Origin of the sequence: Microbacterium oleivorans (assembly GCF_023715745.1) — a bacterium.
GTDB classification, from domain to species: domain Bacteria; phylum Actinomycetota; class Actinomycetes; order Actinomycetales; family Microbacteriaceae; genus Microbacterium; species Microbacterium oleivorans_D.
The window spans coordinates 541,609-559,169 of record NZ_JAMBOV010000002.1 but is presented as its reverse complement, the minus strand read 5'-3'; the positions used below and the strand labels follow the sequence as shown (position 1 = coordinate 559,169).

Here is a 17,561-nt window from a genome sequence, read left to right as displayed (position 1 = left end):
CTCGATGACGACCGCCGGATACACAGCGCCGTCGGCGTTCACGACGCGCCCGCAGCTGACCGGGACCTTCGGCATGGCCGCGTCGACGCACGCCACGGCGACGGCCGTGGCGATGGCGGTGCTCGAACGCGGCGGCAACGCCTTCGACGCCGCCTGCGCCGGCGGGTTCGTGCTGCACATCGTGGAGCCGCACCTGAACGGGCCCGGCGGCGACCTGGTCGGGCTCTTCCAACCGGCGGACGCCCCGACCCCCACCGTCCTCATGGGCCAGGGTGCAGCGCCCGCCGGCGCGACCATCGCGCATTTCCGACGCGAGGGCCTCGACCTCGTCCCGGGTGCCGGCGGACTCGCCGCGGCGATCCCGGCCGCGGTCGACGCGTGGCTGCTCCTCCTCCGCGACCACGGCACCTGGTCGGTCGCCGACGTGCTGTCGTTCGCGATCGACTACGCCGAGGCGGGGCATCCGCTGCTTCCTGCGGCGTCGGCGACGATCGGACGGGTCGCGGACCTGTTCCGGGATCACTGGCCCGCCTCCGCCGAGCTGTGGATGCCCGACGGCTCCCCCGCGGACGCGGGAACCTTGCACCGCAACCCCGCCTATGCCGCGGTGCTGCGCCGTCTCGCGGCGGCCGGCGCGGACAGGGGCGACCGTGTCGCCGCCATCGACGCGGCCCGCTCGGAGTGGCGCGAGCTCCTCGGTGACGCCTGCGAGGTCCTCGCAGATCCGCACCGTCATTCGAGCGGCACCGATCACGCCGCCGTCCTCACCCGCGAGGACCTCGTCGAGGCACCTGCCCGGTACGAGCAGCCGCTGTCGGTCGCCTTCCGCGGGCGCAGGGTGTTCAAAGCGGATGCCTGGTCGCAGGGTCCCGCGCTCCTCGCCGCGCTGCGGATCATGGTGCCCCTTCCCGACGACCTGCTCGACCCCTCGACCACGGCGGGAGCCCACACCCTCGTCGAGACGCTCAAGCTCGTCCTCGCCGATCGCGACGCGTCCTTCGGCGACGGAGCGGATGCCGGTGCCCTCCTCACCGACGAGGTCGCCGCCGATCGGCGCGCCGACCTGGGCGCGCGGGCCTCGTCGCAGTGGCGCCCCGCGCGACGTGCGGACACCGACCCCTGGACACCGCCGCTCCGTCGCGACGTCGCCGCGGCCGCGGGCACCGGCGAGCCGACCGTCGACCGGTCCGGCTCGACGCGAGGCGACACGTGCCACATCGACGTCGCCGATCGGTGGGGCAACGTCGTGTCCGTCACGCCGTCGGGCGGGTGGCTGCAGTCGTCCCCGACCATCCCCTCACTGGGCTTCTGCCTCGGAACCCGCCTGCAGATGTGCTGGCTGGACGAGCACTCGCCCGCGGCGCTCCGACCCGGTGCGCGGCCCCGTACGACGCTGTCGCCGACTCTCGTGCACGACGGCGACACCCGGATCGCCCTGGGGACGCCCGGCGGCGACCAGCAGGATCAGTGGCAGCTCCCCATGCTGCTGCGGATGTTCGTGGGCGGCTACACCGCGCAGCAGGCGATCGACGCCCCCACCCTCCACACGACGGCGATGGTCGATTCGTTCTGGCCTCGAACCTGGGATCCGACCGGCGTCGTCGCCGAGGACCGTCTCGGCGAAGAGGTCCTCCGGGGTCTCTCCGCCCTCGGACACACCGTCAGCCGCGCCGGCGACTGGGCGCTCGGCAGGCTGTCGGCGGTGGGCGCGGACCGTGCCACCGGCATCCTCTGGGCGGCAGCGAATCCCCGCGGTGTGCAGGGCTACGCGGCGGGGCGCTGAAGCCGCTCGCGAAGCCACGGCAGCGCAGCCGACGCGGTCGCCGCCCCGACCTGCTCAGCGGGGAGGGCCCGCCCCGCGACCTCGAAGGAGTGCCGGGCACCCTCGAACCACAGGATCTCCGCGTCCCGGCAGGACGCGACGGCCACCTCCAGGTCGGCCAGGGGCTGCAGGAACGGATCCTGGGTACCGGAGAGGAACAGCTGCGGCGCGGGCACGGCCGGCAGGTGCGCGGTGCGGGCGTTCTCGGGCTTGCCCGGCGGGTGGAGCGGGTAGCCGAGATACAGAAGGGCGCCGGGCGCGATGCGCCCTTCGGCGGCGGCCATCGACGCCATCCGCCCGCCGTAGGACTTGCCCGCCGCGACGAACGGGATGCCGGGGGCCAGCCGGCGGCTGAAATCCTGAACCGCGGCCCACGTCTCGACGGCGTGTGCGGCGGGGCCCGGCATCCGTCGTCCCGCCTGCCGGTACGGAAAGTCGAAGCGCACCGTCGTGAAGCCGGCCGCGGCCCACGCCCGCGCCGCGCCCGCGAGGAAGGGGTGCTCGTGCCCGGCTCCGGCGCCGTGGGCGAGGGCCACGACGGCGATCGGATCGTCGGCGACGTCGACCGCCGCGGTCACCTCGGCCCTGCCGGTCGGCAGGGCGACGGGGATCATCGCGGAGCGTCGGGGGCCGGCGGCTGCGCGGGTGCGTCGCCGTCCTGCGGCGGCATCACGGGCGGCGCAGGCGCCGGGTCGACGCGTTCGCCGTAGCGCGGCGGGGCAACGGGGTCGACGCGCTCGCCCTGGACCGGGGCGGGCGCGGGATCGACGCGCTCCCCGGATGCGGGGGCGGGGGCGGCGGGGTCCACGCGCTCGCCATAGCGGGGCGGAGCGGACAGGTCCTCTCGCGGTGCCTGCGGCGCGGTGGGCGCGGCGCCCGCCCCGAGGAGTTCCTTGGCACGGCCGAAGCTCCGCGGCAGCACGGTCACGTCGTAGTGGTCGGCGATCACCTGGGTGACAGAGGTGAAGTCCCGGCGACGGCGGAGGATCGAGTAGCTGATGATGCTCATGAGCATGCCCAGGGCGATACCGACGAGCATCACGCCGACGAACAGCTGCAGAGCGGCGCCCGGGCTGCCGAGCACGAAGATGGCGGCGAACAGGAGGCCCAGCAGGACGCCGTTGATCGCGCCCGACCGCGCTGCGGTCGCGTAGCCGAGCCTGCCCGTGACGCGCTCGACCGAGCGCAGGCCCCGACCGACGATCGCGATGTCCTGTGCCGGCACATCGGAGCCGATGAGGGTCGACACCGACTTCTGCGCCGCCTCGTACGACGTGTATTCGGCGACCGTCGCGCCGTGCTCCTTCGGGGCCCCGCCCATCATGCTCATGCGCTCAGTCTCCCATGCCCGCCTTTGCGTGGGCGCAGTGAGGGCGAGGGATCCGCCGACTACGCTGGTCTGGTGAGTACGCAACGGGTCTTCGTCGCGCGCCTGACCGGGTGCGCCGTCTTCGACCCCGCGGGCGACCGTCTGGGTAAGGTCCGCGATGTGGTCGTGATCTACCGCAAGGACGACCCTCCGAGAGTCGTCGGTCTCGTCGTCGAGATCCCCGGCCGACGCAACGTGTTCCTCTCCATCGGACGGGTGACCTCGATCGCCACCGGTCAGGTCATCACGACAGGACTCATCAACGTCCGCCGCTTCGAGCAGCGGGGCGGCGAGGTCCGTGTCATGACCGAGCTGATCGGCCGCAACGTCCACCTCACCGACGGGTCGGGTTCGGCCGTGATCGAGGACGTCGCCATCGAACGCGATCGACTGGGCGACTGGCAGGTCGGACAGTTGTTCCTGCGCCGCCCGAAGACCAGCGCATCGCCGTTCGCGAAGGGACCGACGACCTTCGCGCAGTGGAACGACGTACGCGACGATCAGGTGGCGGGGCAGACGCAGTCCGCCGAGCTCCTGGTCGCGTCGTACTCCGAACTCAAGCCCGCCGACCTCGCCAACACACTCCTCGACCTCCCCGAGGAGCGCCTGCTCGAAGTCGCGGAGGAGCTGCCGGACGACCGCCTCGCCGACGCGCTCGAGGAGATGCCCGAGGACGAGCAGGTGCACATCCTCGAGGCCCTCGGAGACGAGCGCGCCGCCGACATCCTCGACGCCATGGAACCCGACGACGCCGCCGACGTCCTCGGCCAGCTCTCCGACGCCCGCGCCGGCCAGCTGCTCGACCTCATGGAGCCCGAGGAGGCGGAGGACGTCCGCGCCCTCCTCGAGCACGGGCCCGACACCGCCGGCGGCCTCATGACGAGCGAGCCCATCGTGCTCTCCGCCGATGCGACCGTCGCCGAGGCTCTCGCCCTCATCCGTCGCCACGAGCTGCACCCGGCGCTCGCCGCCGCCGTCTTCGTGACGCTGCCGCCGTATGAGACGCCGACGGGGCGTCTGCTGGGCGTGGTCCACTTCCAGCGGATGCTGCGCTACCCGCCCCACGAGCGACTGGGTGCCATCATCGACGACACCGTCGAGCCGATCACCGTCTCGGCCAGCGCCGCAGAGGTCGCGCGCCTCCTCGCGAGCTACAACCTCGTCTCGCTGCCCGTCGTCGATCAGGCCCGCCACCTCGTGGGTGCCGTCACGGTCGACGACGTCATCGACTACCTGCTGCCGGATGACTGGCGTTCGCAGGACACCCCGCGCGAGACGCCGCAGGTGCGGCGATGATGGCACGCGCTCCCAAGTCGGGGTTCGAGGCGCCGCGGGGTCGACGCAGCCGCGTCCTCAGCCGACCGGCGCAGCCCTCGCGCGACCGGTTCGGGCGCTTCACCGAATGGATCGCGCGAGCGATGGGCACTCCGGCGTTCCTGTTGATCCTCACGCTGTTCTGCGTCGCCTGGATCGTGTGGAACACCGCGGCGCCGGAGGGGCTGCGGTTCGACGACGCCGCACTCGGCTTCACCGCCCTCACGCTGATGCTCTCGCTGCAGGCCTCCTACGCCGCGCCCCTCATCCTCCTCGCGCAGAACCGACAGGACGATCGCGACCGCGTGCAGATCGAACAGGATCGCCAGCGCGCCGAGCGCAACCTCGCCGACACCGAGTACCTGGCCCGCGAGGTCGTGGCCCTGCGGATGGCCCTCACGGACATGCAGGACGAGATGATCAGTCGCGACGTGCTCCGACAGGAGCTCAAGGCACTCCTCGAGCGGCTGGACGAGCGCGAGCAGCCGGGCGACGGCCCGCGATCGTCGTGAGCACGCCCTCGACGGTGGATGACATCCGCCGGGCCGTGTCCGCGGTCGTCGACCCCGAGCTGCGACGTCCGATCGGCGAGCTCGACATGGTCCGGGACATCGCCGTGGGCGACGGCACGGCGCGCGTCGGGATCGCGCTGACGATCGTCGGATGCCCCGCCGCGGATCGCATCGAACGCGAGGTCCGCGAAGCCGCGGCATCCGTCACCGGCGTGGAGGACGTCCGCGTGGACGTGGGGGTCATGACACCTTCCGAGCGAGCGGCGCTCGTGGAACGGATCCGCGGCGTGCGGAGCATGCCGTTCACCCCCGACGCGCTGACACGGGTCATCGCCGTCACGAGCGGCAAGGGAGGCGTCGGCAAGTCCACGGTGACCGCCAACCTCGCGGTCGCCCTGGCGGCGCGCGGGCTCGCCGTGGGACTCATCGACGCGGACGTGCACGGCTTCTCGATCCCGGGTCTGCTCGGTCTGGCCGGCGAGGACGGCCGCCCGCCGCAGCCCACGCGCCTGGACGACCTGATGCTGCCGCCCGTCGCGCACGGGGTGAAGACGATCTCGATCGGCATGTTCCTCGCCGAGGGCGCCTCCCCCGCGGTGGCGTGGCGCGGTCCGATGCTGCACCGCACCGTGCAGCAGTTCCTCACCGACGTCCATTTCGGCGACCTGGACGTCCTGCTCATCGACATGCCGCCGGGCACCGGTGACGTCGCGATCTCCGTCGGTCAGCTCCTGCCCCACGCGGAGGTGCTCGTCGTGACGACGCCTCAGGCGGCGGCGGCCGACGTCGCGGTCCGCAGCGGGATCGTCGCCCGCCAGACGGGTCAACGCATCATCGGGGTCATCGAGAACATGGCGGCGTTCGCACTCCCCGACGGGACGGTCGTGGACGTGTTCGGTGCCGGCGGCGGCGAAGCGGTCGCCTCCGCGCTCTCCGCCGCGGGCGACTCGGTTCCCCTCCTCGGGTCCGTTCCGCTGAGTCCGGCCCTGCGTCGGGGCGGTGACACCGGTGCGCCCGTCGTGCTCTCCGACCCCGGCGACCCCGCCGCTCGCGCGATCTCGGCTGTCGCCGACGCGCTGACGACGACACGACCATCACTGGCTGGGCGCGCCCTGCCGGTCTCCCCCGCCTGAGGATCACCGGCGGCGGATGCCGCGCGTCAGGTCGCTTCGGAATCGAACGGGACGATGCCCGTCTCGGCATCCGCGGACCTCACCGGGTCGCTTGCCGGCGGGGAGGCGACCGCGGCGGCGGCCATGGCGGCGGCACCCGCGGCCACAGGTTTGACGGGCGCGTCGTCGATGAGGGCTTCGCGGATGATGCGCCGGGGATCGTATTGGCGCGGGTCGAGCTTGCGCCATTCGATCTCGTCGAAGTCGTCGCCCATCTCCTCCTTCACCCGCGTGCGGGCGCCGTCGAGCCAGTCGCGGACGCGGCGGGTCAGCCGCGCGAGCGAGGCGGCATAACCCGGCAGCCGCTCGGGTCCGAGCAGGAGTGCGGCGATGAGCGCGATGAGGAGGATCTTCTCCAGATCGAGCCCGTTCGACATGCTTCCCAGGTTACCCGTGCGCCTGAGGGTCACGGCATCCGCCCCCGCTTAGGCTGGGCCACGGAGGTTCACCACATGGGAGATCACGAGGCCGTACGCAGATTCGCCGCCGAGTCGACGGTCGAGCCCGATGCCATCGCTCGGGCGCGCGCTCACGCTCTCGAGATCGGCGCAGGCCCGGTCAGCCCCGAGGTGGGGGCGCAGTGCGCGGTCATCGCCGGCGCGAGCCGCGCCCTCAACATCGTCGAGATCGGCACGGGCGGCGGTGTCTCGGGTCTGTGGCTGCTGCACGGCTCACCGCGGGCCACCCTCACCACCATCGACAAAGAGCCCGAGCACCTCGCCGTGGCACGCAAGGCCTTCACCGATGCCCGTGTCCCGGCCGCACGCGTGCGTTTCATCACGGGGCGCGCCGCCGACGTCCTTCCCCGCATGAACGAGGCCTCCTACGACATCGTCCTCATCGACGCCGACCCCGACGGCGTCATCGAGTACGTCGAGCACGGACTGCGCCTGGTCCGAGCCGGGGGCACGGTCCTCGTCCCCCGAGTCCTCGCCGGCGGCGCCGTCGCCGACCCTGTCCGCCGTGGCCCCCTCGAGACCGCCTACCGATCGCTGATCCAGGAGACGCAGGCCTCACCCGCCGTGATCGGAGCCCTGTCGATCGTCGGCGAGGGTCTGCTGCAGCTGACCACCGTCGCCGACGGCTCCTGAGCTCTCGCACCGCGTCCGAGGACGCCGAAAGGCCGGTCCCCGTGGAGACCGGCCTTTCGCATCGAGTCAGGGTCAGGCGGCGCCGACGACCCCGCTGAGGACGCTGTGCAGTTCCTTCGCCTCGTCGTCGTTCACCGAGACGACGAGTCGACCGCCCCCCTCGAGCGGAACACGCACGATGATGAGGCGGCCTTCCTTGACGGCCTCCATAGGTCCGTCTCCGGTGCGCGGCTTCATGGCTGCCATTGTGGGGCTCCCTTTCGTCTTCGGCCTTCCCCATTAGTCTACCCAATGGGGTGATCGCCTTCGGCGCGCGCGCCTCTCAGCGGACGCTTATCGTCACGGGATCCGGAAGAACGTGTCGCCCAAGGCGAGCATCTCGTGGATCCACAGCCACTGCCCGCCCAGGCACAGCACCAGCACCCCGATCCGCCACCACCGCGACGGCGGCACGGCGACGGCCGCCGCCACCGGGGTGAGGGGAAGCAGCAGCCGGAAGGTGCTCGACTGCGGGAAGAAGACCGCGAGCAGGTAGACCAGGTAGCTCGCGCCCCACAGCCGGACCTCCGGGCCCAGACGGCGCACCTGCGGGGCGCGCGCCAGGACGACGGCGACCCCGATGACCAGGATGACGAGGGCGACCGGGCCGAGCATGGGCGGCAGACCCCAGATCCCGAACCAGACCGAGGCGGCCGTCAGGAATCCCGAGAACGGGACGAACTGCTCCTCCGACCCGACCCAACTGCGCCGCCACGCCAGTTCGGTCTCCAGGTACGCAGACGGGTCACCCGTCGCCACGCCGGCGATCACCTGCCACGCGAAGCCCACGATCGTCGCCAGTGCACCCGTTGCGACGATGTGCACGATCTGCCGTGCCGGCAGCGGGTCGACCCGCCGACGCATCCATCGATGGATCCCGTAGAGGCCGAGGAGCAGCGCGAAGGCGAGGACGCCCGGCCGGGTGAACCCCATCAGCACGATGAGCGGATAGAGCCAGCCGAAGCGCCGCCGCATGAGGGCCCACAGGGCGAGGAGGAGCCAGAGCAGGCCGAGGGACTCGGCGTAGCCCATCTGGAACAGCGCCGCGAGGGGGCCGTTGGCGAACAGGACGACCGCCCACAGCGCTGCCGTCTCGCCGATCCGTTCGCGCAGCATCAGGAACAGGACCACGGATGCCGCGTAGCCGGCGACCAGCGCCAGCACGACCGCTCCCGCCGGGTAGCCCCCGAGGACGGTCCCGAGGGCACGCGCGAGCCACGGGTAGAGCGGCAGGAAGGCCCACGCGTTCTCCGTCACCTGCCCGGTGTCCGTCACCGGCAGGACCGACGGATAGCCGCGATCCGCGATGACCCAGTACCACTGGGCGTCCCATCCCATGGCCAGCGACGGGATGGTCGCGTCCGCTCCGAAACGCGACGTGGGACCCGACAGGGTGGCGGCGGCCCAGAAGAACAGGGTGGTGACGAGGCGGGCCGAGAGGTAGACGGCGGCGACGGTGCCGGCGACGGAGGCTGCGGACCTCAGTCGCCGCTCAACCATGCCCGCAGGCCCCGCTCGACGTCCTCGATCTGAGCGAGAGGCACGCGCTCCTCGTCGTGGTGGGCGAGGTGCGGATCACCGGGACCGTAGTTGACCGCGGGCACACCCATCGCCGAGAAGCGCGCGACGTCGGTCCAGCCGTACTTCGGTTTCGGGACCGCGCCCACCGCCGCCACGAAGTCCTGAGCGAGAGGCGCGTCGAGCCCCGGCCGGGCTCCCTCGGACAGGTCGACGATCTCGACCTCGAAGCCTGCGAGGACGTCGCGCACGTGCGCCTCTGCGGCTGCGGCGTCCCTGCTCGGAGCGAAGCGGTAGTTGACCTCGACCTCGCAGGCGTCGGGGATGACATTGCCGGCGATGCCGCCGCGGATGGCGACGGCGTTGAGTCCCTCGCGGTAGAGCAGTCCGTCGACCTCGATCTCGCGCGGCCGGTACTCGGCGAGGCGGGAGAGGATCGGAGCGGCTTTGTGGATCGCATTCTCGCCGACCCACGCCCGGGCACTGTGCGCACGCACGCCCGCGGTGCGGACGATTGCACGGAGGGTGCCGTTGCAGCCTCCCTCGACCTGACCGTTCGACGGCTCACCCAGTATCGCGAAATCCGCCGCGAAGAGATCGGGACGGGATGCCGCGAGCCGGGTCAGCCCGTTGAACTCGGCGGCGACCTCCTCGTGGTCGTACCACATCCACGTGATGTCCACCCGAGGGTCGGTGAGCTCCGCCGCGAGTTTCAGCTGGACGGCCACCCCGGCCTTCATGTCGACCGTGCCGCGCCCCCAGAGGAACGCCTCACCGTCCACGTCCACGTCGCGCGTGGGGACGTTGCCGTTGATCGGGACGGTGTCGATGTGCCCTGCGATCGCGACGCGTCGCGCGCGCCCGAGCTGCGTCCGCGCGACGATCGTGTCGCCGTCGCGGTGGACTTCGAGGTGCGGGAGCTCCGAGACGGCCTCGAAGATCGCGTCGGCGAGGACGGTCTCGTCGTCTGACACGCTCGGGATGTCGCAGATGGTCCGGGTCAGGTCGACGGCGGAGGAGCGGAGGTCGAGCCGGGGCATGACGTCGAGTCTAACGACGGCCCGATAGCCTGGAATCATGAGTGACGCGCGGTGGGTCTGGGGTATCGGTCTGGCGACGACGAGCGAGGACGGCACCGTCCTCGACACCTGGTACCCCGCGCCGGCTTTCGGCCGCGCACCCGCCGACGTGGACACGTCAGCGCTCGACGCCTACGCCGGTGCCGATGACCGCCGCGCCGTCGCGGTGGGAGTCGTGGTCGTGGAGATCGACCTCGACGCCCCGCCCGCCGGGACATCCGACGCCTACCTGCGACTGCACGCCCTCTCCCACCGTCTCGTCGCACCGAACGAGCTCGATCTCACCGGGATCTTCGGCCACCTGCCGAACGTCGCGTGGACGAATGCCGGCCCGGTACACCCCGATGACCTGACCCGCCTGCGGCCCGCGCTCCAGCGCGCCGGCATCCAGGTCGCCGGCATCGACAAGTTCCCGCGGCTCACGGATTACGTCGTGCCCACCGGCGTGCGCATCGCCGACGCCTCTCGCGTACGCCTCGGTGCGCACCTCGCCCCCGGGACCACCGTCATGCACGAGGGGTTCGTGAACTTCAACGCCGGAACCCTCGGCGCCTCGATGGTCGAGGGGCGCATCTCCCAGGGTGTCGTCGTCGGCGACGGCAGCGACATCGGCGGCGGCGCATCGATCATGGGCACGCTGTCCGGCGGCGGCAGTCACCGGGTCTCCATCGGAGCGCGCACCCTCCTCGGCGCCAATGCCGGCATCGGCATCTCCCTCGGAGACGACTGCATCGTCGAAGCGGGCCTGTACATCACGGCCGGCACGAAGGTGATCCTCTCCGGCGAGACCCCGCGGGCCGACGGCACGGTCCCGACGGCGAAGGCCGCCGAGCTGTCGGGGCGCAGCGGCATCCTCTTCCGTCGCAACTCTCTGACCGGCGCCGTCGAAGCCGTCCGGCGCGAGGGTGTGGGCGTCACCCTCAACGCCGATCTGCACGCCTGAGCGGATCAGCCCCCTAGGACGGCGGCGCGCGCCTCGCGATGCTCCTCGTCGCTGATGATGCCGCGGGCGCGGAGGTCATCGAGCTCGACGAGTCGCTGCTCGATCGACGGCTGCGCAGCCGGTGCGGCGGCGACGGGTTCCGCCGGGGCGAGCACGTCGCTGCGGAGGACCCGTGCCGCGATCTGCGCGTCCACCGTCAGCGGATCGATGCCGGCGTCCTGCAGGATGCGGTACTTCCGCGCCCGGATGACGAGTCCGAAGATCGCGGCGCCGATCCCGAGGACGAGGATCAGCCCGAAGACGGCGGAGAACCCCGACGCCATGCCGTCCATGCCGGTCCCCATGAAACCACCGTCGTCGATCCCCGGCGGGACGACCACCACGCCGTCATCGACGTACTCGCCGTCGTCGGACGACATCGCCACTTCCGGCATCCATCCCATGGGCACACCATAGCGGCATGCCGCCCGGGCGTCAGCGGGAAACGGGGTAGTCCCGCTCCGTCGCCCCCGTGTACAGCTGCTGCGGGCGACCGATCTTGGTCTGCGGGTCGTTCTGCATCTCGCGCCAGTGCGCGAGCCACCCGGGGAGGCGGCCGATCGCGAACAGCGGCGTGAACATCCGCGTCGGGAAGCCCATCGCCTTGTAGATGACGCCGGTGTAGAAGTCGACGTTCGGGTAGAGGCGACGCTCCTTGAAGTAGTCGTCGTTGAGCGCGATCTCCTCGAGCTCGTTGGCGAGGGCGAGGAGCGGATCCTCGACCCCGAGCTCGCGGAGCACCTCGTCGGCGGACTCCTTCACGAGCTTCGCCCGCGGGTCGTAGTTCTTGTAGACGCGGTGTCCGAAGCCCATGAGCTTGACACCGTCCTCCTTGTTCTTCACCCGCTCGACGAAGCGCTGGACGCTCTCACCCGAGTCGCGGATGCGCGCGAGCATGTCGAGGACGGCCTCGTTCGCGCCGCCGTGAAGAGGGCCGTAGAGAGCGTTGATGCCCGCCGAGATCGACGAGAACTGATTGGCGCCCGTCGATCCGACGAGGCGGACGGTCGAGGTCGAGGCGTTCTGCTCGTGGTCCTCGTGGAGGATGAGCAGCCGCTCGAGCGCGCGGGACATGACCGGGTTGATCTCGTAGGGCTCGGCGTTGTTGCCGAAGTTCAGCTTCAGGAAGTTGTCGACGAAGCTGAGCGAGTTGTCCGGGTAGAGGAACGCGTGTCCGATGCTCTTCTTGTGCGCGTACGCCGCGATCACGGGGAGCTTCGCCAGCATCCGGATCGTGTTGAGCTCGACGTGCTCGGGGTTGTGAGGGTCGCTCTGACCCTCGTAGTACGTCGAGAGCGCGGCCGTCGCAGCCGAGAGCACCGACATGGGGTGCGCGGTGTGCGGCAGGGCCGAGAAGAAGTGCTTGAGGTCCTCGTGGAGGAGGGTGTGCCGACGGATCTTCTCGTCCCAGCCCGCCAGCTCGTCTGCGGTGGGGAGCTCGCCGTACAGCAGGAGCCATGCCACTTCGAGGTAGGTGCTGTGCTGGGCGAGCTGCTCGATCGGGTACCCGCGGTAGCGCAGGATGCCCTGATCGCCGTCGATGTAGGTGATGGCGGACTTCGTCGACGCCGTGTTCACGAAGCCGTAGTCGAGCGAGGTGTACCCGGTCTGCTTCGTGAACGAGGAGAAGTCGACGCTCGGCACCCCTTCGCTCCCGGCGACGAGCGGAAGCTCCGCGGTCGTGTCACCAATGGTCACGGTGGCCTTCTGAGGGGTGTCCGCGTTGGTCACGAAGCCTCCTTGCGGTCGTCGGGAGCGGTCTTCACAGCCTAACGGGGAGATGGCACCTCTCCTGACGCGCCCAACGGATCGCGGCATCCGTGAGAGGAAACCTACGAAGATGCTACGAGGATGCGGTCAGCCGCCGGGCCGCCGCGGCGATGCGCTCGTCGGTCGCCGTCAGCGAGAACCGCACGTGCTGCGGGTAGTGCGAGCCGTAGAAGTGTCCCGGACCCGCGAGGATGCCGAGCTCGGCGAGCCGCGCGATCGACTCCCACGCATCCTCCCCCGCGGTGGCCCACAGGTAGAGCCCGCCTTCGCTGTGATCGATCCGGAAGCCCGCCGCCTCGACGGCCGGCTTGAGGACGTCGCGACGCGCCCGGTACAGCGCCCGCTGGTGCTCGACATGGGCGTCGTCGGCCAGCGCCGCGACCATGGCGTCCTGCACGGGACCCGGCACCATCAGGCCCAGGTGCTTCCGCGCGGTCACGAGTCCCGCCACCAGGTCGGCGTCGCCGGCGAGGAACGCGGCGCGGTACCCGGCGAGGTTGGACTGCTTGCTGAGCGAGTAGACCGACAGCAGGCCCGTCAGGTGCCCGTCTGTCACCCGCGGGTCGAGGACGCTCGGCACAGCGGCATCCGCCCACGGACCGTCCCACCCGAGCTCGGCGTAGCACTCGTCCGAGGCGAGCACCGCTCCCAGTTCGCGCGCACGGTGGACGGCGCGGCGCAGGTCGTCGACGCCCAGCACACGACCGTCGGGGTTGCCGGGCGAGTTGAGCCAGACCAGGCGGGTCCCCGCGGGCCATTCGTCGGGGTCGTCGGACGCGAGCGCGTCGGCGCCGACCAGACGCGCACCCACCTCGTAGGACGGGTAGGCCGCCCGGGGATGGACGACGGTGTCGCCGGGCCCGAGCGCGAGCAGCAGCGGCAGCAGCGCCACGAGCTCCTTCGAACCGACCGTCGGGATCACGTGAGCGGACGTGAGCCCGGGGACGCCGCGTCGGCGCGCGTACCAGGCGGCGATCGCCTCGCGCAGCGCCGGGGTGCCGACCGTCTGCGGGTAGGCATGCGCGTCGGTCGCCCGCCGGAGTGCGTCGGCGACCACGTCGGGGGTGGGGTCCACCGGTGAGCCGATGGAGAGGTCGACGATGCCGTCAGGATGCTGCCTCGCGCGCTGCGCGTACGGGGCGACGGCGTCCCATGGGTAGTCGGCGAGGTCGCGGACGCTCATGGGAGGTCAGTGCGCCTGCGGCGGAAGCCCCGCGATGACGGGGTGGTCCTTCGCGATGACCCCGACCTTCGCGGCACCACCGGGCGAGCCGATGTCCTCGAAGAACTCCACGTTCGCGGTGTAGTAGTCCTGCCACTCCGCCGGGAGGTCGTCCTCGTAGTAGATGGCCTCGACCGGGCAGACCGGCTCGCAGGCGCCGCAGTCGACGCACTCGTCCGGGTGGATGTAGAGCGACCGCTCGCCTTCGTAGATGCAGTCGACGGGGCACTCGTCGATACAGGCTCGGTCTTTGACATCCACGCACGGGAGGGCGATCACATACGTCACGGGTTCGAGTCTAGTTCGTGGATCGGAGGCGGGATGCCGACGGCCACGCCACGACCAGCGCGGCGACCAGCGGCACGAGGAAGGTCCAGATCAGGCCGGGCGTGATCGCCGCACCCTCCGGCGGGGCGGGCACGACGACGGAGCCGCCGGGTCCCTCGTTGGCGAACAGCAGGGTCGCGACCATCGCACCGAGGCCGCAGGCGAGGGCCGACGCGCGCTCCCCCGTCAGGGCGCGCACCGCGATCAGGAGCGCGGTGAACCCCGTGGCCGCGATGAGCAGGCCGACCGGCACCACTCCCCAGACGACCGCCTGGCCGATCGTGCCGGCCACCCCGTAGACCACGCCGATGACGGCGGCGAGGACCCACGTGGCGATCCGGGCGAGCAGTGCGTTCACCTGCACAGTCTAGGCGCGCGCTTCCGGGCCGCTCATGCCGCCCAGCCCCACAGTCGCAGCAGAGCCGCGGTCGCGGCGGCCGCGACCACCACCACGAGGAAGGGTGCGCGGATGACCAGCAGCCCGGCCGCGACCAGGACGGCAGGCAGACGGGCGTCGACGACGACGGCCTGACCTGCACCCAGGGTCTGGACGACGACGAGCGCCGCGAGCAGGGCGACCGTGAGGAGGTCGATCGTGCGCGACGGTCGCGGCGCATCGAACCACGCCGGCGGCACCAGATAGCCCACGGTCTTCAGCGCGACGCAGACGATCGAGGCGAGAAGGATGGAATGCCACAGCGTCACGACGCGACCTCCGAGGTGGTCTCACGCGCACCCAGCCAGTTCGCCCACCCGACGACGAGCGCGACGACCGCGGCGACGAGGACCGGGAGGCCCGGCATGAGAAGCGGCGTCGAGATCGCCGCGACGACCGCCGCCGCGACGCCCACCGCGATCGCCTGACGACGGCGCAGACGCGGCCACAGCAGAGCGAGGAACGCTCCCGCGGCCGCGGCATCCAATCCGTAGGCGCGGACGTCCCCGAGCACGTCACCCAGCAAGGCGCCGGCGAGGGTGGTGAGGTTCCAGCCGAGGTAGATGCCGATGCCGGTCACCCAGAAGCCGATGCGGCGCGCACCGGCATCCGTCTGCGCAAGGGCCACCGCCGTGGACTCGTCGATGGTGAAGTGGGATGCCGCGGCCCGCCGCCAGAAGCCCGACCCGACGACCGGCGACATCCGCAGCCCGTAGGCCACGTTGCGCATGCCGAGAAGTCCCGCCGACGCGATCGCCGCGCCCGGGAGTCCTCCGCCGCCGATCACACCGACGAAGGCGAACTGCGATCCGCCCGTGAACATGAACAGGCTGAGGACGCAGGTCTGCCACACATCGAGCCCGGAGGCCACGGCGAGGGCGCCGAAAGAGACCCCGTACGCGCTCGTCGCCAGCGCGACTCCGAGGGAGTCGCGCCACGCCCGCCGCGTCGGAGGCTGCTCCTCCCCCGTCACCGCGTCAGGAGCCGGCGTCCTGGCGCTTCAGCCGCGAGGCGGCGCGGCCGCGCTCGGTCGCGTCGAGCACGACCTTGCGGATGCGCACCTTCTCAGGGGTCACCTCGACGCATTCGTCGTCGCGGGCGAACTCGAGGCTCTCCTCGAGCGTGAGCACACGCGGCGGCGTCATCGACTCGAAGGAGTCCGACGTCGACGAACGCATGTTCGTGAGCTTCTTCTCCTTCGTGATGTTGACGTCCATGTCGTCGGCGCGCGAGTTCTCGCCGATGACCATGCCCTCGTAGACCTCCTCGGTCGGCTGCACGAAGAAGCTCATACGCTCCTGCAGCGCGATCATCGCGAAGGGAGTGACGACACCGGCGCGGTCGGCGACGATCGAGCCGTTCTGACGGGTCGAGATCGCACCCGCCCACTCGTCGTAGCCGTGCGAGATCGCGTTGGCGATGCCCGTGCCGCGCGTGATGGTGAGGAACTCGCTGCGGAAGCCGATGAGACCGCGCGAGGGGACGATGAACTCCATGCGCACCCAGCCGGTGCCGTGGTTCGTCATCGTCTCCATGCGGCCCTTGCGGCCGGCCATGAGCTGCGTGATCGCGCCGAGGTGCTCCTCGGGGGCGTCGATCGTGAGGTGCTCGAACGGCTCGGTGAGCTTGCCGTTCTCGTCACGACGCGTGACGACCTGCGGCTTGCCGACGGTGAGCTCGAAGCCCTCGCGGCGCATGTTCTCGACGAGGATCGCAAGGGCGAGCTCGCCGCGACCCTGGACCTCCCACGCGTCCGGCTGGCCGATGTCGACGACCTTCAGGGACACGTTGCCGATGAGCTCGCGGTCGAGGCGGTCCTTCACCATCCGGGCCGTGAGCTTGTGCCCCTTGACCTTGCCCATGAGCGGCGAGGTGTTCGTGCCGATCGTCATCGAGATGGCGGGGTCGTCCACCGTGATGGCGGGAAGGGGACGGATGTCCTCGGGGTCGGCGATGGTCTCGCCGATCGTGATGTTCTCGAAGCCGGCGATCGCGACGATGTCGCCGGGACCGGCCGACTCGGCGGGATAGCGCTCGAGCGCGCGCGTCATGAGCAGCTCGGTGATGCGGGCGTTGCTCGTCGAGCCGTCGGAGCGCACCCACGCGACCGTCTGGCCCTTCTTGAGCGTGCCGTTGAACACACGCAGGAGCGCGAGACGCCCGAGGAACGGCGACGAGTCGAGGTTCGTGACCCAGGCCTGCAGCGGGGCCTCGTCGTCGTACGACGGCGCGGGGACGTGCTCGAGGATCGCCTCGAACAGCGGCTCGAGGTCGTCGTTGTCGGGCAGCGAGCCGTTGTCGGGGCGCGTGCGCGAGGCGGCGCCGGCGCGACCGGAGGCGTAGACGACCGGAACGTCGAGCAGTGCGTCGACGTCGAGGTCGGGGACATCGTCCTGCAGGTCGGACGCGAGGCCCAGCAGCAGGTCGTGCGCCTCCTCCTCGACCTCCGCGATCCGGGCGTCGGGACGGTCGGTCTTGTTCACGAGCAGGATGACGGGGAGCTTGGCCTCGAGCGCCTTGCGCAGGACGAAGCGCGTCTGCGGGAGCGGGCCCTCGGAGGCATCCACCAGCAGGACGACGCCGTCCACCATCGACAGGCCGCGCTCGACCTCGCCGCCGAAGTCCGCGTGACCCGGGGTGTCGATCACGTTGATCGTGATCGGCTGATCGGTGTGGACGCCGTTGTAGGTGATCGCCGTGTTCTTGGCGAGGATCGTGATGCCCTTCTCGCGCTCGAGGTCGTTCGAGTCCATCGCGCGCTCTTCGACATGCGCGTGCTCACCGAACGAGCCGGTCTGGCGCAGCATGGCGTCGACGAGCGTCGTCTTGCCGTGGTCGACGTGCGCGACGATCGCGACGTTGCGGAGGTCAGGACGGAGGGCGTGCGCCATGAAGGGAGTTCCTTGCA

Annotated in this window: 20 protein-coding genes; 6 read left to right on the top strand and 14 right to left on the bottom strand. The window is 71.1% G+C overall.

Translation table 11 applies throughout. The features are described from left to right. Positions 1–4: 4 nt before the first annotated feature. Positions 5–1,783, top strand: coding sequence for a gamma-glutamyltransferase family protein (locus tag M3190_RS07460; RefSeq protein ID WP_251580319.1), 1,779 nt, complete (start codon positions 5–7; stop codon positions 1,781–1,783). Here the strand turns inward: M3190_RS07460 and M3190_RS07455 are convergent. Next, on the bottom strand, positions 1,765–2,436 hold the full coding sequence (locus tag M3190_RS07455) for an alpha/beta hydrolase family protein (RefSeq protein WP_251580317.1): 672 nt from the start codon (positions 2,434–2,436) through the stop codon (positions 1,765–1,767). The two genes, M3190_RS07460 and M3190_RS07455, sit on opposite strands and share 19 nt — an antisense overlap. Further along, positions 2,433–3,152: a general stress protein gene (locus M3190_RS07450; protein WP_251580315.1), complete on the bottom strand. Its 720-nt coding sequence runs from the start codon at positions 3,150–3,152 to the stop codon at positions 2,433–2,435. Before M3190_RS07450 ends, M3190_RS07455 begins: the two co-directional genes overlap by 4 nt. A gap of 72 nt (positions 3,153–3,224) precedes the next feature. Here M3190_RS07450 and M3190_RS07445 point away from each other — a divergent pair, with 72 nt between their 5' ends. Genes M3190_RS07445 through M3190_RS07435 form a run of 3 tightly spaced genes read left to right on the top strand, consistent with a single transcriptional unit; the run spans position 3,225 to position 6,150 of the window. Continuing rightward, a complete protein-coding gene (locus tag M3190_RS07445; protein ID WP_251580313.1) occupies positions 3,225–4,487 on the top strand; it encodes a magnesium transporter MgtE N-terminal domain-containing protein in 1,263 nt (420 codons plus the stop codon). After that, a complete protein-coding gene (locus M3190_RS07440) occupies positions 4,487–5,017 on the top strand; it encodes a DUF1003 domain-containing protein (RefSeq protein ID WP_251580305.1) in 531 nt (176 codons plus the stop codon). The genes M3190_RS07445 and M3190_RS07440 overlap by 1 nt, the downstream gene beginning before the upstream one ends. Beyond that, the gene (locus tag M3190_RS07435) at positions 5,014–6,150 is read left to right on the top strand and encodes an Mrp/NBP35 family ATP-binding protein (protein WP_251580303.1); all 1,137 of its coding nucleotides are present in this window, start codon (positions 5,014–5,016) and stop codon (positions 6,148–6,150) included. Before M3190_RS07440 ends, M3190_RS07435 begins: the two co-directional genes overlap by 4 nt. 26 nt (positions 6,151–6,176) lie before the next feature. Here M3190_RS07435 and M3190_RS07430 read toward each other — a convergent pair whose 3' ends face one another. Next, positions 6,177–6,566, bottom strand: a complete 390-nt coding sequence (locus M3190_RS07430; RefSeq protein ID WP_251580301.1) for a Sec-independent protein translocase TatB — start codon at positions 6,564–6,566, stop codon at positions 6,177–6,179. A gap of 75 nt (positions 6,567–6,641) precedes the next feature. Between M3190_RS07430 and M3190_RS07425 the strand changes: the two genes are divergently transcribed. Next, on the top strand, positions 6,642–7,280 hold the full coding sequence (locus M3190_RS07425; protein WP_251580299.1) for an O-methyltransferase: 639 nt from the start codon (positions 6,642–6,644) through the stop codon (positions 7,278–7,280). 72 nt (positions 7,281–7,352) lie between these two features. Here M3190_RS07425 and M3190_RS07420 read toward each other — a convergent pair whose 3' ends face one another. The 3 genes from M3190_RS07420 to dapE all read right to left on the bottom strand — a co-directional run bounded on the left by M3190_RS07420 (position 7,353) and on the right by dapE (position 9,877). Further along, positions 7,353–7,526, bottom strand: coding sequence for a DUF3117 domain-containing protein (locus M3190_RS07420; protein ID WP_064506455.1), 174 nt, complete (start codon positions 7,524–7,526; stop codon positions 7,353–7,355). Between the two features lie 93 nt (positions 7,527–7,619). Continuing rightward, positions 7,620–8,819: a hypothetical protein gene (locus tag M3190_RS07415; protein ID WP_251580297.1), complete on the bottom strand. Its 1,200-nt coding sequence runs from the start codon at positions 8,817–8,819 to the stop codon at positions 7,620–7,622. Continuing rightward, positions 8,801–9,877, bottom strand: coding sequence for a succinyl-diaminopimelate desuccinylase (gene dapE, locus M3190_RS07410; protein ID WP_251580294.1), 1,077 nt, complete (start codon positions 9,875–9,877; stop codon positions 8,801–8,803). Before dapE ends, M3190_RS07415 begins: the two co-directional genes overlap by 19 nt. 37 nt (positions 9,878–9,914) lie before the next feature. Here dapE and dapD point away from each other — a divergent pair, with 37 nt between their 5' ends. After that, positions 9,915–10,859 (top strand): 2,3,4,5-tetrahydropyridine-2,6-dicarboxylate N-succinyltransferase, encoded by a 945-nt coding sequence (gene dapD / locus M3190_RS07405; RefSeq protein ID WP_251580292.1) that lies wholly within the window; start codon positions 9,915–9,917, stop codon positions 10,857–10,859. Between the two features lie 5 nt (positions 10,860–10,864). Here dapD and M3190_RS07400 read toward each other — a convergent pair whose 3' ends face one another. The 8 genes from M3190_RS07400 to typA form a co-directional block, all read right to left on the bottom strand. Further along, entirely contained in the window at positions 10,865–11,302 is a 438-nt protein-coding gene (locus M3190_RS07400) for an SHOCT domain-containing protein (RefSeq protein ID WP_251580290.1), read from the bottom strand. Between the two features lie 31 nt (positions 11,303–11,333). Beyond that, a complete protein-coding gene (locus M3190_RS07395) occupies positions 11,334–12,629 on the bottom strand; it encodes a citrate synthase (RefSeq protein WP_251580288.1) in 1,296 nt (431 codons plus the stop codon). A gap of 112 nt (positions 12,630–12,741) precedes the next feature. Then, complete coding sequence (dapC, locus tag M3190_RS07390) at positions 12,742–13,851, bottom strand: succinyldiaminopimelate transaminase (RefSeq protein ID WP_251580280.1); 1,110 nt, start codon at positions 13,849–13,851, stop codon at positions 12,742–12,744. Positions 13,852–13,857: 6 nt separating this feature from the next. Beyond that, positions 13,858–14,178, bottom strand: a complete 321-nt coding sequence (fdxA, locus tag M3190_RS07385) for a ferredoxin (protein WP_064001806.1) — start codon at positions 14,176–14,178, stop codon at positions 13,858–13,860. 10 nt (positions 14,179–14,188) lie between these two features. Further along, positions 14,189–14,575, bottom strand: a complete 387-nt coding sequence (locus M3190_RS07380; RefSeq protein WP_251580278.1) for a DUF6113 family protein — start codon at positions 14,573–14,575, stop codon at positions 14,189–14,191. A gap of 32 nt (positions 14,576–14,607) precedes the next feature. Further along, positions 14,608–14,922, bottom strand: coding sequence for an AzlD domain-containing protein (locus M3190_RS07375; RefSeq protein WP_251580276.1), 315 nt, complete (start codon positions 14,920–14,922; stop codon positions 14,608–14,610). Next, positions 14,919–15,626, bottom strand: coding sequence for an AzlC family ABC transporter permease (locus tag M3190_RS07370; protein WP_251580274.1), 708 nt, complete (start codon positions 15,624–15,626; stop codon positions 14,919–14,921). Before M3190_RS07370 ends, M3190_RS07375 begins: the two co-directional genes overlap by 4 nt. A gap of 4 nt (positions 15,627–15,630) precedes the next feature. Next, the gene (typA, locus tag M3190_RS07365) at positions 15,631–17,544 is read right to left on the bottom strand and encodes a translational GTPase TypA (RefSeq protein WP_251580272.1); all 1,914 of its coding nucleotides are present in this window, start codon (positions 17,542–17,544) and stop codon (positions 15,631–15,633) included. Positions 17,545–17,561: the final 17 nt, after the last annotated feature.